The organism is Pseudoalteromonas sp. S3431, assembly GCF_000690035.1.
GTDB lineage: Bacteria > Pseudomonadota > Gammaproteobacteria > Enterobacterales > Alteromonadaceae > Pseudoalteromonas > Pseudoalteromonas fuliginea.
This window is the reverse complement of sequence record NZ_JJNY01000042.1, coordinates 1-25,380: the sequence shown is the minus strand read 5'-3', so window position 1 is coordinate 25,380 and position 25,380 is coordinate 1. Positions and strand designations below refer to the sequence as shown.

The following is a 25,380-nucleotide window of genomic DNA, read 5'->3' as shown; positions in this document are numbered from 1 at the left end:
TCCTAATTGAAATAACTGACGTAAGATGGTGCGTCAATTTGCAATTGACTTTGAGTCGTAAATAACTTCCCAGATGCTAAATCACGCTTAATAATCACAACATTATTACTATATTGATTAGCCACTAATAGCTGCTTTTGTGATTTTGAAAAATTAAAATCACGAGGATGTAAACCGCCACTTGAGACTTTATTAATTAATTGTAGTCGGGTTTCTGCCATTAATTGATAACCATAAATTGCATTCTCACCGCGCACAGCAACATAAACATGACGACCATCCTCAGAAATACGAATTGCCGATGCAAGGTTTTGTTGCTCGCCAACTTTTGCGGGCATTATATTTGTTTTTGAAACGTGTAATAACGCACCATTTTGTAATATTTTGAAGATACTAATACTGTTACTCAATTCATTTAAGCTAAACACTAATTTTTTAGCCGGATGAAAAGCAAGATGGCGAGGCCCATCCCCCGGCGTTAATTCAATGCGGTGTACTGGCGTAAAATCACTTTTTAAGCTATCAAAAACAATAATCTCGTCTGTACCTAAATCCGTCAAATACAGATAGCGACTTTGCTTATCCCACCCCGAAAAATGTAAATGAGCACTTCGTTGTCTGGGCGTAATACTACTTCCTGTATTAGTAAATTGACCCCGTGATACTAATAATCCTGCCTTATTAATATTAAACAGTTCACTATTACCTGTCGTGTAATTTACAACAGCTAACTGCTGGCGATCATCCGAAATATTAATATGACATAGCCCTTTTCCTTCAATCGGGTACGTTTTAAGCTTTGTAAACGCGTTACTTTTCCAGTCATACACGTTAATAACAGATTTTTTATCAAGCCCTCTGCCAATGCTATACAATTTATTTATTGTCGGTTGCCAATTTAGATAGCTTGGATCGATTGCCGATACAACGACGCGTTCGTTAATTAATAGATCATCACTTTCATTATAAGAAACTAAATAAACGCCCTGATCAGGCTCATTTGTGTAGCTGCCGACTAAAAAATAATTAAGTCGAGATTGTTCATCACTGATACTTTGACAACCACCAAGGCAAAAAATAAAGGATATAAAAACAAACAGCTGAGCGCACTTTTCAAGTCGTATATGTAATCCTGTTAGCCATAAACTCATTTATTCAATTCCCTTTACTTAATTTGAATTTCAAACAGTGCTGCAGGCACATTTTTAGATGGATGAGCGAATTCTAGAATCAAGTGTTGCGTTGTTATAGGCTCTACTAAATCGATTTTATTAATACTTTGATAATTACCCGTAACGTGTGCAATTACCTCACCAGAATCTGTTTTAATTGTATAGGTTTGCACACAATAAGGTACCTGGTCTTCGTTATGCTCCATTAATACGGTTTCTAACGCATGGTCAAAGTCACTATCAAAATAAAGAACTATTTGCCTCATCGTTACTTTTTCTGGCCATACTAACTTTAGGGTTGGCGATGGTTCTGCTAAGTCAGCAACCCATGCATTCGTTTGTAGCCAAGGCCTCACAAAGCCGTTAATTATCTGCGTCGCTTGGTGATTATGAATGGCGGGAGATATACCGATTGCCAAATTTTGACCGTTTGGCCGCCGCGCTGGTGTCCAAAATTCAAACTCTTCAAGACCACTATTTTCAGGTACTGTTTGTTTGCCTTTATTTGATACCGCTTTGTGAACTTTATTGAACACAACCATAGTGCCCGTAATAAGCTGCTCTGTGGTAGCAAGCTCTATATCACTGTTTTGTAAAAAACAAATGAACCCGTACTGCATCTCTAAGCTGCAATCGCTAAAATCAAACTCGAGCGTACTTTCGCCCGCCGTGACAAACAAACTGATAGTTTTATTTATAACATCTGGCGTATAGTTTTCATGCTTGATACTAGTGCGTAATTGGCACGTTAACTCTGTCTCTTTATGAGCAAAAACCGTTATGCTAATTGTTGGTCCTTGGCCTTTTGCAAAAGCAACCAACTGTGCACACGATGAATCTAATTGCATTCTACGGCCGCTAGGTTGAAAACCATTGAAGACTAATTCACTCGATGCAGTAATAGAGGCTTGGGCTGCTAAATTATTGTGCTTATCTAAACGGATCCCAGGGATACTTTGGCCATTTAGATTCAGGTTTTGCTGTAACTGTGCTATGTGTTCTGGCTGTAATAGCTCTTTGGGTGTGATATTGAGTTTATTACACATAGCAGCAGCTGCCCCCACCGCTTGTCCGCCGTGTGCGCAGGTAATCATAACTCGTGTTGAACCAAACGCCATATGTGTTGCGCTGATTATTCGTCCTGCATAATATAAATTTTCTATATCACGGCTAACAAAGCAGCGGTACGGTATTTGGTAAACCCCTTTTGAATGATATTGAGAGCAAGGAGGTCGTTCGCTGTATATGCCTTCAGCGGGGTGAATATCAATCGCCCATCCACCAAAAGATACAGCATCATTGAACTGGGTTTGCTCAATAATATCTTGCTGTTTTATCATATATTCCCCTTCAAAGCGCCTGCTTTCGCGTTTGCCAGGAATTGTGCCTACCCATTCTAAAGTTAGATTTTCGACATCATCAAACCTGCCGCTATTTTTTATGTAGTCCCAAATTCCGTAAACGAGTTTCCAAAGCTCCCATTTAATATCCTCCGTTTCATAAATAGTATCGCGTATTCCGCCAAATTCTATCCACCAAAACTTACAGCCAGAGTCACTTCCGGCAATATCTTTACAGCGAGGTATCGCCTCTATTTGTTCATACGAGTAAGCAAAATCAGGGGCTTTGTAACTAATAGGCTGATCCATTTTTTTACTGTAGAAAAATAATGTATGACCAAGTAACTCCATGTTCTCTTCATCAGATGCTAACAGCTCACCAAACTCTGCTTTTGATTCAGCACCAATTCTGAACCCCGCTCCAGCATTAAACGCAACAAGGCCATCACCGGTCGCATCACAAAATAACGGCGCACTAATAATGTAATGAGTAGAATTTTGACTGCAAAATGCCTCTACACTGGCAATCTTAGTGCTGTGTTGTTTATTTACATCAACCACAGAGGTATTTAACAACAAGGTAATATTTTTTTCGGCAATTACTTTGTCGAGCAAAATGGTATCAAAAATTAATGGGTTACCGTGTCTGTTTAACTTAAGATTGTCCAGCATGATTTCATCAATAACCCCACCCTCGCGTGACCAGCGATTATTGTTGCCCATATGCGATGTTGCCCCCAACGCCCATAATCTTACTTCGCTTGACGCATTACCACCGAGTACGGGACGATCTTGAATTAACACAACCTTACTACCCGCTCGCGCCGCACTGATTGCTGCACATGTACCTGCTAAGCCACCACCGGCAACCACAAACTGAGTATTTAATTGTTGTTTCTTATTTTCGCGTGCAGCTTCATTAAAGTTTTGCTTAATCATAACTCTTGATCTCTTTTTCTTGTTTTTGATATGAGCGTTTATTTTTTAATTCTGGGCTTAATGACTGCGCAAAATAAACACTAGGCTGGTGAGGTACATCCGTGACTTTTAATTCTTTTTCAAGCTCATTTACCATTAAACTACAATCAAATCTGGCTAAAAAACTGTGTTTATTGCGCGCTTGTTTGTCAGAAAAGTGGCACAAGCCCCACTCAATCCCGTTTGCTTTGCTTGCACAGTCAAATGCATTGGCAACATAAGGACCTGCTGCAATTGGCATGAGGGAGGTCACTGCGGCAATCGAAAAGTTCACCCCATCAGGTGAATATTGAATGGTGTTACTTTCATTGCCATTTCTGATAGTAAAAGCAGCTATTCCTGATTTAAACGGAAAATAAGTAGTTTCGTGGCCTGAGTTTAAAATAGGGTTCAGAGGGTGTTTTTCAAAAGGCCCAAAAGGATTATTCGCGGTTGCCAAGCCATTACCCACTAAGTAATCAGGTCTATCTCCGTAGGCGGCTTTATAGTATAAATGTATTTTTCCTTTATAAATTAATAAATAAGGGTCATGAATCGAGAATTGATCCCAACTTCCCGGCTCACCATTTTCAATAATAACCTCACCATGTGGCAACCACGGTCCATCTGGCGTATCGGCAACTGATAGTGTTACCGGACAATGATCACCTTTCTTACCGCTAGCTTCATTAAAGGCTTGATAATAAAGATAATATTTATTTTCATAAATCAAGATATCTGGTGTACTAACCGAGCGCCAACCTAACTGCGGGTGCTTGGGCCTGGTGACGGCGATACCTTGTTCAACCCAGTCAAATCCATTAATACTAATGGCATAGCCAATTTCGGATAAATCCCAATCAGTGGAGGGAGTCAACTCGTTACAGTGCTGCGCCCCTTTTGGTGGGAATTGAGTGCACCGTTTTGTGTACCAAACATAATAAAGACCATCAACTTTTATAATTTTAGATGGGTCGCGTCTTGAAATAGTCCCATCATTATTATGATAGCTAAACCCAGTGAGCTCAGTGTACTTAAAACTAGTAAATAAAGGATTGTCTTCCGGACGAGGGGTTAAATAGTTGTCATACAACCTCGACATTGCAGCACTCAATTCTCGTGCTGGTTTTTTAGCTGGAATATCCCATGGGTAACTTTGCTGCTTTAATTTGTTATTGCTATTGCTCATTGATAAGTCCCTTTACTGCCTTACTTCTAAACTTAAAAACTAAAACACCCCCTAATATAAAAATGCCACCGCTTATTACTGTTATTTCGATTTTTCCGGTGGTTGCAATTGCGGCCAACGAAAGCATAATCGCGCCAGTAGAGAGAATACCAAACCCTAAAACTCGAATACCATGATTGTTATCCGCACTTTTTTCTGGAGTTATTAATTCGGCCGTCGGTTTAATTTGGCTTAATTCGACTAAGTAGTTTTCATAACACGCAGGTGTTTTTCTTTGTGCTCTTAAGTACAACTCAAATACAGTTAGCATCAATACAGGAAATAACACCCCCATCATCATCTCCTGCGCTCTATCTAAGCTAAAATCAAATAACCAAGGACTAACAAACTTAAAAAAAGCATTCACCAGTAAACTAAAAATAGTGGTTATTAAAATCGTTTTCCCAGTTTGATAACGAGAAAAAAGCAACCAAATGGGTGGTAAAAACAACGGTCCACCAGTGAGCGCAGCCATGGTCATTACCACTTCAACTACACCACCAAGTAAGGGAATTAGTAACGCAACAATAATCGTAATTAGACCGAGTACGCCAGTTGCAATTCGACCGACCTTAACTAGCGTAGCTTGGGAAGCATCTGGTTTTATATTTTTATATATGTCATTACTGATAACACCTGCGGCGATGTTTAAAGACGTGTTAATTGAGCTTGATGTCGCAAATACCATTCCTGCTAGCATTAATCCAAGCATCCCTACTGGCAAAACTTCTTTGCACATTTGCAAATAAGCCCCTTCACTTTCAAACCCAACTAGATTGGGGTTCATCGTTCGGTAAATCATCGGGGCTAACATCCAAACTACTGGGCAAATAAGATAAAGAATCGCAAATAGTCCCCCAACCTTTTTTGCATCCTTTGGTGTTTTCACACTAGTGAAGCGTTGAATATAAGACCAGTTACCAGCAATAAAAAATAAGTTATAGAGCCCAAAGGCAAAGATAAACTCCCATGAATACTCATCATTTACTAAGTTAAAAAAATCATCAGGTGCTTTGTCGATAAAGTTCTCAATGCCGCCAATCGCCTCAAATGATAGCGGTACCACAATTAATACCGCTGCAGTGAGCACCACAAATTGCAAAATGTCGGTAATTATCACCGCCCATAAACCGCCAACAGCGGTATAGGCTAAGATCAATAGTCCTAAAATGATGACGGTATATTCAAGAGATAAACCCGTAGCGACTTCAACTATTTTTGCCACTGGATATAAAAAAGCACCAGTCGAAAAGCTCGCAATTAAGAGAAAAATATAGGTATAAGTTCTTTGTACATTTAAGCCAAGGCGCTGCTTAATAAATTCGGCTGCGGTTAATACACCGGTTTTCTGCCATTTAGGCGCAATAAATAAAGCAATCAACACCCCTGCTAAACACATAGTCCATTGAATAGTAATCGCCACCCAGCCATGCTTATATGCAATAGCTCCCCATACAACAAACGTACCTGCCGAGAAGAAACTCATAAACAGTGACAACCCGCTCATCCACCAAGGTAGCGCACCTCCCGCAGAGAAAAAGCTTTTCATATTCTTTCCAGCAGCAGAAAAACTTAAGCCACACCCAATGATCAATAAAGAAAATATAACGACTACACTTATATCAATAATATGCATAGCCTTAGTCCTCGCTATTTTCTTTTCGGGTGTAGTACCTAACCCAATCTATCGCCATGCTGGTACCATCAATATCATCACTTACAGGACCTGCAATCGCCGCTTTTAAAATAGCTAAACTAAATAACATCGTTGTTTCACTAAAGCAGACATCATTTCTCATGGTGTAATAGAGTTCACCGTCAAAATAAAAATTAAAGTAATCTTTATCCCATTCAAGCCCATAGGTATGAAACTCTTTTGAAAAATCAGCAACGTTAGCGGCATTATATGAAGTGATTTTTTGCCAATTTTCTCCATCGTGATACTCGATGTTGTAATCGGAAATTAAATTGCGATAAGCACCTTTATCAACACCATGCTCTTGCAACCAACCATTTATAAATTGAATAGCGCCAATTTCATGCGACTTATCCCAACTGAGTTCTAAAAACTTTTCACCATGCTTTTCTGACACCCAACGTGTTTGCGGATTACCATCAATAGCAAAAGACTCTTCTGATATTAACTTATTAAATAACCCATTCGTTTTTATAGAAACATCGTCAGCTTGCGCTAAATTGCTTATATTCTTTATTTTTTCTTCGTCAAATGCATCAGGGTATTGAGCGCTAGGCGCAAAGACTCTAAATTCAGAAATATGAAGAGACGTAGGATTAGTCGATGTTAATCGTATTTTTTTAGTTTTAACTGGCTTGTTAAACTCAACAGTGTGATCAGGCTTGCCGATTAAAGTGTGGTGTAACTGGTTATCACTGTGAGTAACACGGCCATTTGGTAGTGTATAAGTATCGGTCCAGTTATGTACGTTGGTATTAATTATATTAGGGAAATGCCCTTCATTAATATCAATCTCGCATGCCTTTAAGCCATCTTTAACCCCTTGTTTTGGCCAAAACCAAAATGAGTTATTCGTGCCATAGGCACCGGCATATTTAAAGCGAGCTTCAAAATAGCCATAATGAAATGAGCGTTTTGACCAAATATTACCTGTCGTCCAGTCTTGGCCACCTCGAGGTTCTTTCTTTGCTAATAAGTGCAGTATTCCGTCTTTAACTTGTGCATTATCGCGCCAGCGACTACTTAATACCCATGGGTTTTCTGTCGGCCCATTTTGAGAAACCCAGTTTTTATCTAATTCAGCATTTGCATAATTAAACTCATCATTCCACTGTAATTGCCATGTTGAGGAATCAAGTTCGCGTGGTTGATCAGCACCAGCAAAAAACGATGTGACAACTATTGTTGCCAGCGTACATTTAGAAAATACTTTAAACATGTTTTACCCTTTCTTGTTGTTTTATCTAACGAGTTATAAGTTTTATTTCATGCTAGGTATTGTCTTGAGAAATCAAAATGACACTATTTTTATTAAAAAATAAAAAAGCCCGCAGTAATACTGCGGGCTTTTTCATTATCTTATCGTTTTAGAAATTAATACGGGCATTAAGTCTAAGTGTTCGGCCAGTATGGTATTGATAAACCGTACGCGACTTGGTTGCTTCGCCTTCAAGTGGACTCCCTTCAGAGAAAGTCTGACCACCAGCGGATAAGAAGCGACTAGTAAAGTACTGGCGTACGCCCTCATCCGTTAAGTTTGCTACTTGCAGTGAAACCGTCATTTTATCATTTACTTTATAGCTTGCTGAAAAATCAAGCGTCTGGCGTCCCTCTTCCCACAAAGAACCATTTTCCCAAGAGCGTTGTACTAACTGATCAGTTGTACCTTGGTATGATAGACGAAGTTGATGACCGTCCTTTTCCCAAAAACCTGTCAGGTTGTAGCTATGCTCTGGTGTATAAGCAACAGCAAGCGATGGTAGCTTAACATTGCTATCAATTGATGATACTTCTTGGTCATACTCACTATCTTGATATGTGTAGTTAGCTTGTAGTCCCAAACCAGACCAAATACCTGGCAAATTGTCGTAAGTTTGCATGTATTGTAGCTCTAGACCTTTGATCGACGCGCCTTTACCGTTTTTAATACGCGTAGTATTGAACTTGGCACACAACTGTTCTAAATCATCAGAATATAGCCATTCTTCTTGGTAGTCTGTACTGCCTTGAAAACGTCTAGGCATACATCCTTCAAGGCTGTCTTGTCCTGAAATAAGTACAAGATCATTCGGGTCGTAAGTTTCACCTTCAGTTAAACCTATACCACGTAAATCATCCATATAAGTCACAATAGTTTCTGACTCTTCAAAGTTAGTCATATCTTTGTAAAACAAAGTTGCAGCTAACAGACCAGACTCATTAAAGTACCACTCATAAGAAATATCTAAATTAATTGATTCTAATGGATCAAGTTTAGGGTTAGTGAGCGTGATAGTATTATTACGATTTTCACCACCCCACTGTGTTTCTCTTACCTTGAAGCCTGGGCGCAACGAGTCTATTTGAGGGCGAGCCATTGTTTTTGAGGCCGCAAAACGGATTATGGTATCTTCATCATACAAATAATTAATATTTAAACTTGGCAAGAATAAATCATAGTCATGCTCATCTGTCACACTGAATGAACGAAGGCTTCGATCCTCAGTTGGTAATAAGTTGCCATTATCATCAAACTTGCGTTCGCCATAAACATAATTTTTTTCTGTTGATACATCAGAATGGCGCCATAACCACCACTCAGATTCATTTGGATTCCCACGTACAGCATTAGGATCGTGACATGCACCTTGGTCAGCTAACGCAGTATCATCTCTTAAGTCTTTTGTAGCATTTGTGTCGTAGCCCAAACCGTCTACACGAGACCAACGTGTTTCTGCATTATAATCAGTACCATAGAATAAAATTGGCGCACATTCAGGTAAACTTGTATCGCGTAGTTCAGCCAGTTTAAATGGGTCCATTAAACGAGCTGCGTTAGATGGGTCAAATGCAAACTGTACTCCTGATGCACCTTGAACCTCTACTGTGGTTTTAACATAACGAACGCCAAAATCACCTGAAATCTTACCATCCATCAATTCAAAGTTTAACTTAGTGTAAAATGCTAAGTTGTCTAGTTCAGTATTGCGTGTATTCGAATCATCCGTATTAAAAGCAACTTCGGTACTACCTTGGGCAACTTCAAATGCTTTAAATGCTGAAAAACGATTCCAACCATCTGTAATGCTATCACGAGCATAACCAAGACCAGCCATAAAGTCATCAACTGGAAACTCTTCGCCATCGGTTATCAAATCGCCAGAAATATCGCGCAATCCACTGCCCAATACAGCCGGGTTACCAGTGTAAGGGTTTGTTACCACAACGCCCTCACCCACTGAGCTGAATGTACCAATTTGCGCATCAACGTATTTTGTACGGTTTGACCATTTAGCACCAAACTCAATCGATCTGAAATTATCGAAATTAAGAGCGTAATCAAAATCTACAAATAATGATTTTTGGGTATCTTCAACTTCATTTAATGAACGGCTCATATATGAAAGATGTTGAGCCCTTAGTTCATCAGGATTAAAACCTGTTGTACTATAGTTATCCCACACATTCAGCGGATCACCAAAATTGTCATTAGGGCCATAATCAATTAAACCCTGACCCGCAACTAGCGTACACACGGAGCTGCTAGTACAATCATAACCAACAGGCTCTATATCTTCTGGCGGTACATTATTGATTATCCACGCATTAATATTTCCAAAGTTTTGTAATGCAACGTAAACTGAGTTATTAGGTATTTGCTGTGTTTTTGAATAGCCAACACCTGCTTTCATCGCAAATGAATCGGTAAAACTATGATTCATATCTAATGACAGGATCTGATTTTTATTTTCAAAATCGCCTTCAGATTGCACAAGTCCACCATTACTAAAACGGTTTACAAATTTTGTAAACGTATTCGTTTCAAGATCAATAGTTCGCCAACTTGCTTCGGGATCTGTAAATAATGCAGGGCCTGTACCGCCCAAGCCAGGGTCAACACCTTCAATTAAATTTCCATATTGAGACGAGCGCGTGTTAATACCATGCATTGAGTTATTTATATCTTGCTTACCCAAAATAGCATTAAAATTAAATTCAGTATTCTCTGATGCTATCCATTGCAAACCAATATTAAAATTAGTTCTATCATTTTCACTTTCATGATATTGATACTGAACATTACGAGGGGCTATACCGACAACGTTTTCAACAATATTACCGTTTGTATCTGTAGCTAGAGGCGACTCTAATGCATACCACTCCGTTGCTGAAAATTGGTCTTTACGATAAGTATTTGTTTCTTTAACTGCGGTAACCACCACACCAAACGTATCATCAAAAAACTTTCTTGAAAAAGTACCTGATACTTTGTAGTTATCTTCTTCAGACAGATCGTTATAACGGCCTTCAAGTGTTACCGTATTTATTTCATAATTTAAATCAAGTGGCTTGGTTGTACTAAGGTTAATATTTGCGCCCAACGCACCTTCTTCATGATCTGCACTTGGGGTTTTTACAACCTCTATCTTAGATAAGATATCTGAAGAATACTGTGATAAATCGACACCTTGGCTATAGCCAGTTGAGCCCAATTGCACCCCATTCATACTAATATTGTTTTGTTGTGAATTAGCGCCACGAACAGTTACCCGTGCGCCTTCACCATCAACAGTTTGTACAGATACCCCTGTTACGCGTGAAAGCGCATCAGCGATGTTTTGATCAGTGGACTTACCAATGTCTTCAGCGTTTATGGAGTCAACAACGTTTTCAGCAAAACGCTTATCATTAATGGATTTTTTAAGACTCGCCGCTAAACCGCTTACTTCAATTATTTCAATATCGGCTTCTACTTTCGTTTTTTCTTGTGTGCTTTCGTCTTGCTTGGCATACACCAATTGTGTTGCAAGTACTGCGGCCGTAATCGCGCTCAATTTGAACGCTTTGTTGATGATTGTCATGTGTGTGTTCCCTTTCTAAGGTTTTATTATGTTGGCAGGTTAATCTTTTGTAAACAATAATATAAAAACCAAACTATTGTCAACTGTATTTTGTTAACAATATTTATTTGATTATAAAAAAGCAACTTAATGCGTAAGCATTAAATTGCTCTTAAGTAACTGTGTTAAAGTAAATATTTACACAGAGTTTATCGTCAATAGTTCTAGCCTAATCAAAATTCTTTTATATACGGCCAACCAGTAAACTGCTTTTCTGTTGATGGATCTGTATTCCACTCCCAGCACTCTAATTGATAATATTTTTTTGCATGGTTTATTTTAATAATCCCATAACCTTCACTTTTTAAGTTTCTGTCAGCTAAAAACTTACCCCACGTTGTATTTTGTTTAGCAAAAACTTTATGCGTAACTTTTGGGTTAGCTGCCGCTAGAACTCGCATTTTATTGCCAAACGTGTCTGTAAAATCACCGGTGTTTTTGTCGTTGTTTCGCTGATTTGGTAAAGGTGCGTGGGGTTCAAACCATCGCTGCCAAAATGCTGCGCTAGCTGGGCCTGCAAAAAACAAGCTACCATCATCAAAAGTATTGATTCCTTGATAGGCAAGCAATCCGAGGTGTTGATCTCCCGCAATTACTAATGCATTAGCATCACTTACTAATTTTACTGCGCGTGTACGCCCATCCGCTGGATAGCCATTAGAATCGTAATCAATGAGTCCTTTACCATTTTCATCGGTTTGAGGCGACCCCCACATTGAGGCTGTAATACATATTTTTGGTTTTCCTGGATGCATGCTTTGCCAATTTTTTAGAAAGGCTTCTTGGCGTTTGCCTAATAACTCCCCCGTTGTGGCAAGTTTATTTGCTTTGTAATCAGGTGGCGTTTTAAATTTACGATCCTCAACCATCGCAAAACTAATACCGCCATATTCAAATGCAGCATAACTAACCGGAATATCATATTTTATCGGTGTGGGATCGTAAGGGTCCGGATTATGCCCATTTTGCATACGGTAGATCATTCTAACAAGGTCTTTGTCCCACTTATAACCGCCATCTTCTTCTTTTAGCATATCGGAGTGATCGCCACCATCGCCCCACAAGTTACCTTGCAGCACATCATGGTCATCAACTAAAACAAGTGTAGGCTTATCTTTCATACTATCGGCAAACGCCCAGTACCATAAGTACCATTTATATAAGGTATCTAGTTTGGCATCTTTGGTGTGGCGACCATAGCGAGTCGGGTATGTTTCGTAGTACTGATCGCCACAAAAGACATACATATCAGGGTTATGGTAATTAGCATTTTCTACAAGTTCAGTGTGAGGAAATAAAATATTGTCTTTGGTGTAACGTCCTAAATCGCGCTCGCTACTAATAAGGCGTGTGTAATGTGTGTTGTCTAAGCTTTTAGAAGTAGGAATAATACAAGAGTACAATGCAATCGTAAATTCTTTACTACTTTGTGGGTCCTTAGCAATAGTTCCAGAATATAAAGTGTCATCAGGCTTTTGTGGGTTAACAATTCTGTATTGAGCTTGTTTTAAATAATCCCAATTACTTAATCTAAACCTTGCTACAAAACCATCTTCAATTTTTGCTGTGCCTGCATGCTGCCAATCGGATTGGTTTTCAAACTTATATTGCAGCTCTACGCGTGAAAATTCTTTAATATTAATAGGCATTAACTGACAAGATAACTTGAGTACCTGCTGATTAACGCTATACATACACCCCATAACGGGGCCTAAGGTATTGGCATTATTTAGAGTTATTTTACCTCCACCGGTTTCAATATCACTAAACCCCCAACGAGCACCTGCTACAAAAGGCTCTGAGGAGCTTAATAACGAAATACCTCCTTGCAGTTGATCTGCGGGGACTTTGTGAAGTACTGCAAATCCTAACTCCTGGGCAGTATTTGTGTTACTTGCCACAAGACGAATATCAAAATGGTTTGCATCTATTGGGTCTAAATGGCAATCGAGTGTTATTTTATCGCCGCTTTTATATTGTTGTATATTAAATGGAGTACGATTAATAATAGTAAAATCAAGGGCTTTGCTTTCATCATCAAACTGTCTAAATGATAATTTACCTAAACTGTCAAAGGCCGCAATTATTCCGCCATTTTCGCCACCAGCTCGCTGCGCTAAAGCAGCACCTTTAGCTGTTAGCTCACCTTTACCAATCCCTAATAAAAATCCACAAAAGCCTTTTTCGTTCGGCGTTAAATTGCGTACGGTGGCTTTTATACGCCCACTTTGTAAAGAGCTATCAAGCTGCCTGGTGAGTAACGATACGGTACGCGCTTCAAAATCTTTTTCTTCTCGAGTACATAAAAGCTCATTACCTATGCGTTGCCAGTCTTGGAGTCTGTTCCCCCAAAAATGCTTACCGAGCCACACTTGCTTGCTTAAATTCGTATTATCTAATGGTGCAGTTGAGGTTAAGTCACCTCGGTATGATGCAAATAAACCGCTGCAACCACCGAGCATACTTGAACTTAGTAGGCCGGCGCTGAGCTTTAAAAAACTTCTGCGTTTCATTTTAATCACCTTTATTATTGTGTGTGAATTAGGACGCCTTGTGTAGACAGTGTTTTTACATAAGGAGGTTATACATTTGGGTAGCCATTAGGGTTATTGCTTTGCCAGCGCCACGTGTCTTTCATCATGTCTGCAAGGGTGTATTTACATTGCCAGCCTAAAATAGCCTTGGCTTTAGATGAATCGGCCCAAAAAGCAGCTAAGTCGCCATCGCGGCGCTTTACAATGTCAAAGTTAATATCAACTCCGGTATACTCAATAAATGCTTTTACGATACCAAGCACAGAATAAGGAGTGCCAGTGCCTAAGTTAAATGCTTCATATAAGCTATGGTGTTGCTCGCCAAGCCATTTAAGCGCTTTAATATGACCCTTGGCTAAATCACTAACGTGTATATAGTCCCGCTCACATGTACCGTCTTCAGTAGGGTAATCGCCTCCAAAAATAGCTAATTTGTCACGTTTACCTACCGCTACCTGAGCTATAAAGGGCATTAAATTGTTAGGAATACCTAATGGATCTTCCCCAATTTGACCACTAATATCTGCACCAATTGGGTTAAAGTAGCGTAAGCTTGCAACTTGTAGTCCCGTCTTAGAAGCCACTATTTCTTGTAGTATTTGCTCAATCATTACTTTTGTTTGCCCATAAGGGCTTGCTGCACGCCCTAGAGGTAAGTTTTCGGTATAAGGCACTGATGCCCCTTGCCCATAAACTGTAGCTGATGAGCTAAACACGAGTTTATTAACATTATATTTAAGCATGCATTGGCATAAATTTAAGGTAGACACCAAGTTGGTATAATAATACTCAAGTGGTTTTTCTATTGACTCCCCCACCGCCTTTAAACCTGCAAAATGAATGACCGAATCAAACTGATGCGTTGTAAATGCGGCGCATAACTTATCGTAATCAAGTAAACTGGCATGAATAAATTCAACTTTACGTTGCGCTAAAGCTTCAACACGAGTTAACGATTCACGACTCGAGTTACTTAAATCGTCAATCACAACAACGTTATAGCCATCTTTTAATAAGCTTAAAACAGTGTGGCTACCTATATAGCCTGCGCCTCCCGTAACCAGTACTTTTTTCATTGAATTTTCCTCACGTTCTTATGAGTGATACACCAGCAGACGGTAAGCTGGTATAAATAGACTCTTTCAAGCCTGTTAAACGCTCGTATTGCGACTCAACAGCAGCAATAACATCTTTTACCAGTATATTGGGTACAAATGCGACGACACACCCGCCAAAGCCTCCACCAGTCATTCTTACACCGCCATTGTTTTGTATTACTTGGCTAATAATATCCACCAATGTGTCTATTTGCGGTGTAGTTATTTCAAATAAATCACGCATAGAGCCATGGCTTTGAGCCATTAATGTACTAAGTTTCGTTATGTCGTTATGAGTAAAAGCCTGCATAGCTTCAAGGGTGCGGAGATTTTCATAAACAATGTGCTCTACACGTTTAGCAACGTCTTTATTTAGCATATGTTTTTGCGATTCATACTCCTCAATACTCACCTCACGTAAACTTGACTTTGAAAAAGCTTTAGCGCCGCTATAGCATTGCTCGCGTCGAAGGTTATACTCGCTATCGAGTAAGCCGCGTTTAACGTTGGAATTAATCATTAAAATGGTCATAGCAGGGTCAATGCTCACTTCCACTAAATCAAGTGAGCGGCAATCTATCCCTAGTGCTTTACCTTGTGTACCACACGCCGATATAAGCTGATCCATAATTCCACAGTTGCAGCCCACAAAGTTGTTCTCTGCTGCTTGTGCTATTTTTGCAATCTCTTTACGTTCAATAAACAATTCACATAAATGATTAAACGCATAAGCAATACCTACCTCAAGTGCAGCCGATGAGCTAAGACCAGCTCCTTGCGGGACATTACCTGTGATGCATATGTCGCAGCCACTGAGTTGATGATTTCGTTTTTGCAGTTCATCAACTACGCCGCGAACATAATTACTCCACGTTTGCGTACTGTGGCTATTAAGCGGTTTATTTACTAAAAAGTTGTCGGTTTGGTTATCGCAATCAAGTGCAAGTACATTTACTACATCGTCAGTTCGAGGTGACACTGCAATGTAAGTAGCGTATTCAATGGCACAAGGCAGTACAAAACCGTCATTGTAATCGGTGTGCTCACCAATTAAATTAACACGCCCAGGGGCTTTGACAACAAAGTCGGCATCGCATCCAAAGTGGTTTAAAAAAGCTAACCGTGCGCTTTGTTCAACATTCATTTAGTGTTCTCTTTATAATGCGTTAGTGATTGTTTCTTCAAAATAGTGGCAGCTTGCTCGGGTGTTATATCACGCTGTGCTTCGGCCATCATTTCGTAACCAACCATAAATTTTTTCACACTGGCTGATCGTAGTAATGGCGGTAAAAACTGCGCATGTAATTGCCAAAATAAGTGGCTTTGACCATCATAAGGCGCGCCATGCCAGCCCATAGAGTAAGGGAACGAGCACTGAAATAAGTTATCGTAACGAGTCGTTATATTTTTAATAATTTCAGCTAGAGTACTTTGTTGAGCGTCTGTCAACTCTATCATTTGAGTAACCGCAAACCGAGGTAATAGCAGTGTTTCAAATGGCCATGCAGCCCAATAAGGAACAACCACAAGCCAATCATCGTTTACACATACTACGCGTTCATTTAATTCCATCTCACGTTTTGCGTAATCGAGCAATAAACTACTGCCATACTGTTTATAATAGTTACTAAGGTTTGTATGTTTACGTGCAACCAAACTCGGTAATTTATTTTGTGCCCAAATTTGACCATGTGGATGCGGGTTAGAGCATCCCATTACAGCGCCTTTATTTTCAAATACCTGAACCCAGTTGTAAGTTTTTGATAACTCTTGGCATTGCTCTTGCCATGTGCTTACTACATTTGTAATTTGCGAAACACTGAGCTCTGGTAGTGTTTTTGCATGATTAGGCGAAAAACAAATAACACGCGCAGTGCCACGCTCTGTATGCATGCTAAATAGGGGATCGGTTTGCTCCACATCAGGCACACCTTCACGCAAGGCGGCAAAGTCATTAGTAAACACAAAGGTGTTTTTGTAATCTGGATTTACTTCGCCGTTAATACGCGTATTGCCTTTACATAAAAAACAGCTTTCGTCGTATTCTGGTTTAACCTCAATATCTACACTTTCTTCTTGACCTTGCCATGGGCGTTTAGCCCTGTGTGGCGACACCAACACATATTCATTTAATAATGGGTTTAAACGCCGATGTGGATGCTCTGTCGGGTCAAATTGATTTTGTTGCTCACTCATTGTTTACTTTCCCTAGTTACTGTTTTGAAAGGTACCGGCGTCGAGCACTTGCTTACGAGGAGTAAAACGACAAATATAGTTCCAGTTCCAACTGGCATCGTATTTATGGCACAAGCCCCAACTAATGCCTGGCGCTGGGTTTTGATCAAACCCTTGTGCAGGTCTATATAAGCCAATTGCTTCTGGACCGCCTTTTATATGCGCCATAATTTCAAAATTAATACCGTCCTGAGCAAATTGAATAGTATTTTTTTCAGGGCCATCGGTTGTTAGCAAACTAGCAATACCACCTTTGTAATTCCAAACAACGACCTCATGACCACTATTAGAAATAGGGTTGTAAGGCGATTTAACATAAGGCCCTAATACATCATCAGCAATAGCAACACCGTGTTTGATTTCACGACCACCAAAGTTCATTCCCTCACCTTGGGTCTCACCTTTGTAATACAAGTAAAATTTGCTATTAAAAAATACTAAACATGGATCGTGTACTTTATGGCTATCAAAACTACCTTTAGCTGTTACTGCAAAGCGATTGTCTTCATCACCGTGCCATTGACCATCTTTACTTGGGCTAACAATAGGTTCAGGTGATTTAATCCAAGGACCAAAAGGGGTATCGCAATGCGCTATGGCAATATGCTCATATTGGCGATTGGTGTACGGTGTTTGTACCGTTTGATACACCAAGTAATACTTACCTTGATGCGCGAATACTTCAGGGGTAAAAATAGCGCGATCGTCATAGTTACCAGCGTCGCCTCGACTCACAGCGACCCCTTGCTCTTGCCACGTTATGCTATCTTTTGACGTTGCATGCCAAACTTGCGTTAAATCCCAAGGAAACACTTTTGCACTTGAGTCTTGTGCATTAAAACCAACTGTTTCTCCCTCACCTTTGGTGTACCAACAATGATAAACACCATCAATGTATAAAACAGATGAAGGATCGCGACGTATAACCCCTTCTTCATAGGCAAAATCACCCAGCAAAGGTTCTACATCAAATTCTGTCAGCCACTGCGGGCCATATTTATCGTAGCCACGCTCTATTGCACGCTTACTTGCTAAACTTAATTTTTTATCAGACATGTTAATTCCTTACTTACCTAGGCTTATATTTAGCGACTGGTATACGTCAAGAGGTAAAATCGCGCCTTGATGCTGCACAACTTGTGAGGCAACATTGTCAGCCATTTCTAATGCATTTTGAGGGTTTTGGGCGCACATTCTGGCGGCTAAGTAGGTTCCCGCAAATGAGTCACCTGCCGCTGTACTATCAACTTGCTTTGCAGCGGGTGTAAACGGACATGACGCTTTAAGATCATCTTTGCAATAAACTTGCATCCCGGCACTACCAGCTTTAATAACAATTTCGTCGATATCAAATTGTGTACAGTACTTAACAATCTCTGCACTGCTTGAATGACCGAATAACACACGGTGATCATCAAGACCTGGTAAAACTACATTACTAAGCGCATAAGCACGCTCTAGCCATTCAATAGCGTGGCTTTTTGATTGCCACATACGCGCGCGATAATTAGGGTCGAACGCAATTGTGCAGCCTTGTTTTTTAAAATCAGCTAATAATGTGAGTAAACCTTGTTTAGATTCATCATCTAAAATACCTAAACTAATGCCACTGAAAAACACCCAGTCTGATTCTTTCAAACCTAAATTAAATGGCTTTTGAGTATATAAACTCATCATATGCTTCGCTGCTGATTGATTACGCCAATAATCAAAGCTTCGCTCACCATCAGCATCCGTTGAAATAGCGTAAATACCCACGTTATAGTCTGCTGTTGTAATCACGTTTTGCGTGCTAATACCTTCTTGTTGCCAACATTTGAGCATATTGGCACTCAGTACGTCGCTACCTACAGCTGTAAATAGCGCGCAATTTAGTGTGTTTGCAAAACGCTTTGCATACACAAGAGCATTGTAAGTATCGCCCGCAAAAGACTGCTTACATTCGCTAATACCTGTTGGTACTAGCTCGACCATACATTCGCCAATAGCGAGTAAAGTACTCACACACCCTCCTGTACTTTTTTAGTGTGTAGGCCTTCTAGGTAGACTTCAATTTCTTCTATCGATTTATTTTTAGTCTCTGGCATAAACTTAAATAGCAATGCAAAGCCGGCAACACCCGATACGGTATAAAGTAAAAAGATGTTTGCAGCGCCTAAATTACTTAGCTGCCATGGGAAAAACTGCTGAACAAAATAGCTAATTACACTGGCAATAAATGCGAAGGTAGGAATGGCCACACCTCGAATACGAGTCGGGAATATTTCAGAAAATATCACCCACATAATTGGCCCAATCGAAAAGTGAAAGGCTGCAATAAAGCCCGCTATACCAAATGATATAAGTGGCGCGTTTATAGTTGCTGCGCGTGAAATTAAATCGCTTTCAAATAATTGCTGTTGCGAAGCAGTAAGTACGCTCGCTAGTGCTTGCTTAAATTCAATATCGCTGTGATACACAGTACCAATTATGTGCTCCAGTCCTGTAATAGAATTTAACGCTGAAAACGAGGCTATATCCTCAGCCGACAAACTATATTCTGCCTGGCTAAAGCCTAAATAACACATAAACAAACTAATTGTTGCAGCTGCTAATCCCCAAATAACAAGGGGTCTGCGGCCTAACTTATCTATCAAAGCAATAGCTACCACAGTAAATACAATACTGACTAAACCAATTAAAACAGCGTTAAAAAAAGCCGCATCAGTGCCGACTCCCAGTTGTTCAAATACCGTTGGAGCATAAAACATTATGGCGTTAATCCCCGTCACTTGCTGCACAATAGCAATAGTAAAAGCAATAATGACAGCGGCGCGAACACGACTTTCGAGTAGTTGTTTAAATGAAGAAAAATACCCACCTGTTTCGCTGTAATCAACCAAGCTCTCTTTAATACTCTTAAGTTGCTCTTGGGCCAATTCAGTATTTTTATTTAAACGATGCAAGATAGTTATAGCGCGTGTTTCGTTGCCTTTCATAACTAACCAACGCGGGCTTTGAGGAATAGTAAATAATAATAAAAACCATAAAATAGCAGGAACAATCTCAACGCCTAGCATCCAGCGCCATAAATTATCTTGCACATTCCACTGTGTTACCCACTCAAAATTACTGTGAGCTAAATCAACAAGTAAGTAGTTAGCAAAATACGCTGCGGATAATCCAACAACAATATTTATTTGAATCATAGACACTAATTTACCACGGTACCTAGACGGTGCAACTTCACCTATATACATAGCAGCGACCGATAAAGACGTGAATGCTAATCCACCTATAAAACGAGCAGCAACTAATAGCTCGTAGCTTGGCGCGAAAACCGATGCAATTGCCGACAGTATGTATATAAACGCAATGCCTATTAAAGTATTTTTTCGGCCAAACATATTGCATATGTAACCGGTAATGACTAAAGCAAATAGCACACCAAAACCAGGTGCACTCACGACTGTGCCAATTTGAATGTCTGATAAATTGAATTCTGCCGATACAAAACGAACCGTACCTGAAATAAGAGCAGCGTCTAATCCAAATATAAAGCCACCAAAGGCGACAATAAATGCAAAGAAAAACACATTACGTTTACTACCATTCATACTTCAATCCAACTTTGTTGTTATTGTGTGTTACTTTATGTAGAGAATAAAGTAAGGGGTTGTGCTAAATTATATATTGTTAACAATTAACCATGGGTGTGATTTCGAGAGTATTTTAAAATTAATATACTTGCAACCTATATTTTAAAGAACGTTACTTTATGTTCATTTGTTTTGTAATAAATATAAAAAAATAATTAAATAAAATCATTACCTTACTGGTGTACATTCTAAAAAGTTAAAATTGCACATTGTTAACAATTTTCAAATTTGTTTTTTTAATGTATGGTATGTTAAATTGTAATTAAAGGTTAAACAGCAATGACATATAAAAAGAACATACTCCTCACATCGCTCTTGCTTGCGTTAAGTGCCTGTAATCAAGAAGACGTTAAAGTTGATCGCCCCACAACAGATGCCGTACAGATTAAATCTACTAATACATTAATGTATTTATTTGCAGATGACACTCACCATACAGCGACGTCTGTTGATTACCAAAGTAATTCCGCTATAGTAAAAAATGAAAACTCGGTTTTAAATGTACAGTTTCAATCTAAGAAAAACTCGTACGCTAGTATTGTTTTTTCACCGGAAAAACCTTGGGATTGGAGTGAATTTAATGATTTCAATCTTGCCTTTGAATTGGCAAACCCGGGAACACACTCTGTACAAATTTATTTAGATATCTCCGATATTGACGGTGCTAACTATACGCGTAGCGTTAATGTGCCGGTAGGTGGATACAACACGTATTACGCAAAACTTGACGGCCACGACCTTGCAACGCCCGATGGCAAAGAAAATGTAGAACTTAACTTTACTTCTGGTCTTCGCTCTAACCCAGATACGTGGGAGTCTGATGAGGTACAGTTTATTTCTATGTGGGGTAAAAAAAATCTCAACTTAAAAGGCATCGCTAAAATAGCAATTAGCGTGCAAAGTACATTACATGACAAAGAGCTGGCAATAAAATCTATTTCACTTCGTAAAAACCCTCAATTTAATACCGCTTTTTTAACCAAAATTGTTGATGAATTTGGCCAAAATGCAAAACAAGAATTTGCAGGGAAAGTACATTCAGAAGCCGAGCTATTGAGCGACAAAAAACAAGAAGCAACACAGTTACTTTCTAAACGCCCTACTAATCGCTCACGCTTTGGTGGCTGGGCAAAAGGTCCAAAATTAGAAGCGACTGGTTATTTTAGAACGGCTAAATACAACGATAAATGGTCATTAGTCGACCCTGATGGCTATTTATATCTTGCAACTGGCATTGATATTATTCGTCTTGCAAACTCAACAACACTGACGGGTTACGATTTTGATCAAGCGTTGTTAGCTAAACCAGCTGATGCCGGTGTAACACCTGAGGATTCAAAAGGTTTAAACCAAGTAAATAAAGAAGCGCTTAAAAGCCGCTTTGTAGCGTCACAAGTGCGTAAAAATTTATTTGAATGGCTACCTGATTATAGCGATCCACTCGGTAAACATTTTGGCTATCGTAAAAGTGCGCATTCGGGTCCGTTAGAACACGGTGAAACATATAGCTTCTACGCTGCTAATTTAGAACGCAAATATGGTCAAAATAATGCAGATTACATGCAAAAATGGCGAGAAGTTACCCTCGATAGAATGATTACATGGGGCTTTAGTTCATTAGGCAACTGGACAGATCCGAGCTACTACGATAATCAAAAAGTGCCCTATTTTGCCAATGGTTGGATTATAGGTGATTTTAAAACCGTATCAAGCGGCAACGATTTTTGGGGAGCCATGCCGGATGTATTCGACCCTGAATTTACAGTGCGTGCTAACGAAACCGTTAGTGTTGTTGCAAAAGAAGTTAAAAATTCGCCTTGGGCAGTAGGTGTATTCATTGATAACGAAAAAAGCTTTGGCCGCCCTGATTCTGTTAAAAGCCATTATGGTATTGTAATAAACACATTAGGCCGTGATGCTAAAACAGTGCCTACTAAAGCTGAATTTTCTCGCTTAATGAAAGAAAAATATACTGATGTCGCTAAACTTAATAAGGTATGGCACTTAAACTTAGCCTCATGGGTTGAGTTTGACAAAGGTGTAACGGTTGATATAAAAAATGAAGAGCAGCTTGTCGATTTTTCTATATTACTCACCGCCTATGCTGATAAGTACTTTAGTGTGGTAAATGCCGCTATGGATAAATACCTACCAAATCATATGTATTTAGGTGCGCGTTTTCCTGATTGGGGCATGCCTATAGAAGTTGTTAAAGCCTCGGCTAAATATGTTGATGTAATAAGTTTTAACGCATACAAAGAAGGTCTAAGGGATGACAAGTGGGCGTTTTTATCACAATTTGACAAACCCGCTATAATTGGTGAGTTTCATGTTGGTTCATCTGATTCAGGATTATTTCATCCTGGGTTAATACATGCTGCTAATCAACAAGACAGAGCAAATATGTATACCGATTATATGAACTCAGTGATCGACAACCCCTACTTTATAGGTGCTCATTGGTTTCAGTATATAGATTCTCCGATTACAGGCAGAGCTTACGATGGCGAAAATTATAACGTAGGCTTTATAGGTGTCACTGATAGACCCTACATTGAAATGATTGAAGCCGCTAAAGCGATGAATGAGTCTATGTATGAGCGACGATTTAAAAAATAATTGCACATTCATCATTTAATTGTACATTTATTGGTCTGTTGTAATGTGTTAACAATAGACCATTCCTTTTTTTTTATATACACTGAGATAAGTACATGATCTTAACTCGAATAACGACTATTTTTTAACCGTAGCTAAGGTCACATAAAGTAAATTAAATCTAGGAATAAATATGGCTGGTAACAGAGCAACAAAAATTTTGTCTGTAAAAGATCAAATCGCTGAACAATTACGTTCAGATATAATCTCTGGTGAAATGCCACCACAAACTAAGTTAAATGAAAAAGAGCTGGCTGAGCGCTTTGGTCTCTCCAGAGGTCCAATTCGAGATGTGATTTTGCAGTTAACAAAAGAAGGTCTGTTGATTTCGCGAAATAATTGCGGCGCATCAGTCAACAGCGTACTAGAGCCTAAGCTACAACGTTTAATGATTAAACTTCGTCGCAGCATTGAAGAGTACGCAATCACAGAGTTAAACGGTAATTTAACTGAGCAAAACATTGCTGAACTTGAAGGTATCTTAGCATCTCTAGAAGACGCACTCGATCGCGAAGATTATACCGAAGTAACTAAAATCGATATTTCGTTTCATCAGTATTTAATATACCAAGCTGGGGGCGAAGAGCTGGTAAATATTTGGTATCCGTATGTCATGCGTATGCGTTTAAATTATAAACGCATCACCTCAAGCTCTGAATGTGTAAACGAGCATCGCGCTATTTTAGAAGCACTAAAAGCACAAGATAGCGCCGCAGCAATTAAAGCTGTAAAACATAATATTAAGTGATGAAATAAACTTTATGCTTAATCAACGCCACTGCAAATCGAATTTAAAGTCAGTAGTAATAAATTAACTAAGCTGAATCTTGTTTAAGAAATTGAACTAAGTGCCTGTCCCGAGTTCCGAACTTTCGCTCAAGAACGATTGGATAAACAAGGAACAGGCATGATTAAAACTGTTGAATTAGTTTTCGATGTCGATGTCGATGTCGATGTCGATGTCGACGATTTTTGCAAAATACTCCCCTCAATGAAACAAACAATTACTCGACGATGACACTCAAAAATGTCAACGACCAGTGAAGTTATGACCTTAGTTATGTCTCACTTATATACAAAAATGAATTTTACAATTTAGTCAGCTATACCCGACTATTAGCGTTTATGCCTAAGGTCATTATATCGATGTAACTTAATAACTTATAAAGCTGCATCGATGTGTTATCTAACATCTAATTACTCTTAAATATTAATGCTAATGAAGTTTAATATTTGATGTCTTTTTGTTATTGTTGATGGTTGATGGTTGATGGTTGACGGTTGACGGTTGACGGTTGACGGTTGACGGTTGACAATCATACTTTTATTAATGGTCAATATAAATCTCCAATTCGAATTAATTAAGATTAAGGGTCGTACTATTTCAAATCACGAGGAATAGAGTATTTGATAACGGTTGCAAGTGTGATCAGGATTTAAAGCACCAATAAATATGCAAATAAAACCACTAATATTATAAAGTTTCACTTAAAAATAACTATTTTAGTTATACAGGGCTTGATAACGGCGAGTCTCACTTTTCAACTATTACCAAGACAAGCTCTGTTGATTGCAATGAAATACATAAATAAATCTCAAGCGAGAATTTAATACTTGCTAATATAAATAAAGACTATGGATCGAGTACAAAATGATAAATATAATAAAGAGCCTCTTTGCTATTCTTTTCTTATGCAGCTGTTTTTCAGCTAGTGCAAACGATGAATGCCAATCTTGTCATCAAAAACAAACCAGCGATTGGAAACAATCAGACCATGCCAGCTCAATGGCTTTAGCCAATAAAGATACCGTGCTTGGTGATTTTAATAATGTAACGGCGACCCACTTTTCCCAAAAAGCCGTGTTTTATAAAGAAAAAGATGCCTTTTTAGTTGATTTAACCGAGCAAGGCACTAAAAAAACGTACACCGTAAGTTATGTATTT

General features: G+C 39.1%; 16 protein-coding genes. 3 read left to right on the top strand and 13 right to left on the bottom strand.

The window, feature by feature from the left end; genetic code table 11:
- Positions 1-2 precede the first annotated feature (2 nt).
- The 13 genes from DO88_RS18735 to DO88_RS08775 form a co-directional block, all read right to left on the bottom strand.
- Complete coding sequence (locus DO88_RS18735; protein ID WP_084166026.1) at positions 3-1,151, bottom strand: lactonase family protein; 1,149 nt, start codon at positions 1,149-1,151, stop codon at positions 3-5.
- Between the two features lie 14 nt (positions 1,152-1,165).
- A complete protein-coding gene (locus tag DO88_RS08720; protein ID WP_033039557.1) occupies positions 1,166-3,451 on the bottom strand; it encodes an FAD-dependent oxidoreductase in 2,286 nt (761 codons plus the stop codon).
- Entirely contained in the window at positions 3,444-4,658 is a 1,215-nt protein-coding gene (locus tag DO88_RS08725) for a glycoside hydrolase family 117 protein (protein WP_033039552.1), read from the bottom strand. The genes DO88_RS08720 and DO88_RS08725 overlap by 8 nt, the downstream gene beginning before the upstream one ends.
- The gene (locus tag DO88_RS08730) at positions 4,648-6,333 is read right to left on the bottom strand and encodes a sodium:solute symporter family protein (protein ID WP_033039549.1); all 1,686 of its coding nucleotides are present in this window, start codon (positions 6,331-6,333) and stop codon (positions 4,648-4,650) included. The genes DO88_RS08725 and DO88_RS08730 overlap by 11 nt, the downstream gene beginning before the upstream one ends.
- Before the next feature lie 4 nt (positions 6,334-6,337).
- On the bottom strand, positions 6,338-7,612 hold the full coding sequence (locus DO88_RS08735; protein WP_033039547.1) for a family 16 glycosylhydrolase: 1,275 nt from the start codon (positions 7,610-7,612) through the stop codon (positions 6,338-6,340).
- A gap of 148 nt (positions 7,613-7,760) precedes the next feature.
- Positions 7,761-11,234, bottom strand: a complete 3,474-nt coding sequence (locus DO88_RS08740; protein WP_033039545.1) for a TonB-dependent receptor — start codon at positions 11,232-11,234, stop codon at positions 7,761-7,763.
- A gap of 212 nt (positions 11,235-11,446) precedes the next feature.
- The gene (locus DO88_RS08745) at positions 11,447-13,786 is read right to left on the bottom strand and encodes an alkaline phosphatase D family protein (protein WP_033039543.1); all 2,340 of its coding nucleotides are present in this window, start codon (positions 13,784-13,786) and stop codon (positions 11,447-11,449) included.
- Between the two features lie 68 nt (positions 13,787-13,854).
- On the bottom strand, positions 13,855-14,883 hold the full coding sequence (gene galE / locus DO88_RS08750) for a UDP-glucose 4-epimerase GalE (RefSeq protein WP_033039542.1): 1,029 nt from the start codon (positions 14,881-14,883) through the stop codon (positions 13,855-13,857).
- Positions 14,884-14,893: 10 nt separating this feature from the next.
- A complete protein-coding gene (gene galK, locus DO88_RS08755; protein ID WP_033039540.1) occupies positions 14,894-16,048 on the bottom strand; it encodes a galactokinase in 1,155 nt (384 codons plus the stop codon).
- Positions 16,045-17,100, bottom strand: coding sequence for a UDP-glucose--hexose-1-phosphate uridylyltransferase (locus DO88_RS08760; RefSeq protein ID WP_033039538.1), 1,056 nt, complete (start codon positions 17,098-17,100; stop codon positions 16,045-16,047). The genes galK and DO88_RS08760 overlap by 4 nt, the downstream gene beginning before the upstream one ends.
- Before the next feature lie 12 nt (positions 17,101-17,112).
- Positions 17,113-18,195: a glycoside hydrolase family 117 protein gene (locus tag DO88_RS08765; RefSeq protein WP_033039537.1), complete on the bottom strand. Its 1,083-nt coding sequence runs from the start codon at positions 18,193-18,195 to the stop codon at positions 17,113-17,115.
- A 9-nt stretch (positions 18,196-18,204) separates the two neighbouring features.
- Positions 18,205-19,143, bottom strand: a complete 939-nt coding sequence (locus DO88_RS08770; RefSeq protein WP_033031699.1) for a sugar kinase — start codon at positions 19,141-19,143, stop codon at positions 18,205-18,207.
- On the bottom strand, positions 19,140-20,735 hold the full coding sequence (locus DO88_RS08775; RefSeq protein WP_033039534.1) for an MFS transporter: 1,596 nt from the start codon (positions 20,733-20,735) through the stop codon (positions 19,140-19,142). The genes DO88_RS08770 and DO88_RS08775 overlap by 4 nt, the downstream gene beginning before the upstream one ends.
- 321 nt (positions 20,736-21,056) lie before the next feature.
- Here DO88_RS08775 and DO88_RS08780 point away from each other — a divergent pair, with 321 nt between their 5' ends.
- The 3 genes from DO88_RS08780 to DO88_RS0118325 all read left to right on the top strand — a co-directional run.
- Complete coding sequence (locus DO88_RS08780) at positions 21,057-23,396, top strand: hypothetical protein (RefSeq protein ID WP_033039531.1); 2,340 nt, start codon at positions 21,057-21,059, stop codon at positions 23,394-23,396.
- Between the two features lie 172 nt (positions 23,397-23,568).
- A complete protein-coding gene (locus DO88_RS08785; RefSeq protein WP_033039529.1) occupies positions 23,569-24,183 on the top strand; it encodes a GntR family transcriptional regulator in 615 nt (204 codons plus the stop codon).
- Between the two features lie 903 nt (positions 24,184-25,086).
- The coding region (locus DO88_RS0118325) for a multiheme c-type cytochrome (protein WP_033039527.1) at positions 25,087-25,380 on the top strand (294 nt) is incomplete at its 3' end.

Bases quoted from the DNA above. Each gene is read 5' to 3' on its own strand.
- DO88_RS08745 (WP_033039543.1), bottom strand. From the start codon at position 13,786: ATGAAACGCAGAAGTTTTTTAAAGCTCAGCGCCGGCCTACTAAGTTCA.
- galK (WP_033039540.1), bottom strand. From the start codon at position 16,048: ATGAATGTTGAACAAAGCGCACGGTTAGCTTTTTTAAACCACTTTGGA.
- DO88_RS08780 (WP_033039531.1), top strand. From the start codon at position 21,057: ATGACATATAAAAAGAACATACTCCTCACATCGCTCTTGCTTGCGTTA.
- DO88_RS08765 (WP_033039537.1), bottom strand. From the start codon at position 18,195: ATGTCTGATAAAAAATTAAGTTTAGCAAGTAAGCGTGCAATAGAGCGT.
- DO88_RS08775 (WP_033039534.1), bottom strand. From the start codon at position 20,735: ATGAATGGTAGTAAACGTAATGTGTTTTTCTTTGCATTTATTGTCGCC.
- DO88_RS08730 (WP_033039549.1), bottom strand. From the start codon at position 6,333: ATGCATATTATTGATATAAGTGTAGTCGTTATATTTTCTTTATTGATC.
- DO88_RS08725 (WP_033039552.1), bottom strand. From the start codon at position 4,658: ATGAGCAATAGCAATAACAAATTAAAGCAGCAAAGTTACCCATGGGAT.
- galE (WP_033039542.1), bottom strand. From the start codon at position 14,883: ATGAAAAAAGTACTGGTTACGGGAGGCGCAGGCTATATAGGTAGCCAC.
- DO88_RS08760 (WP_033039538.1), bottom strand. From the start codon at position 17,100: ATGAGTGAGCAACAAAATCAATTTGACCCGACAGAGCATCCACATCGG.
- DO88_RS08735 (WP_033039547.1), bottom strand. From the start codon at position 7,612: ATGTTTAAAGTATTTTCTAAATGTACGCTGGCAACAATAGTTGTCACA.
- DO88_RS08720 (WP_033039557.1), bottom strand. From the start codon at position 3,451: ATGATTAAGCAAAACTTTAATGAAGCTGCACGCGAAAATAAGAAACAA.
- DO88_RS18735 (WP_084166026.1), bottom strand. From the start codon at position 1,151: ATGAGTTTATGGCTAACAGGATTACATATACGACTTGAAAAGTGCGCT.
- DO88_RS08740 (WP_033039545.1), bottom strand. From the start codon at position 11,234: ATGACAATCATCAACAAAGCGTTCAAATTGAGCGCGATTACGGCCGCA.
- DO88_RS08785 (WP_033039529.1), top strand. From the start codon at position 23,569: ATGGCTGGTAACAGAGCAACAAAAATTTTGTCTGTAAAAGATCAAATC.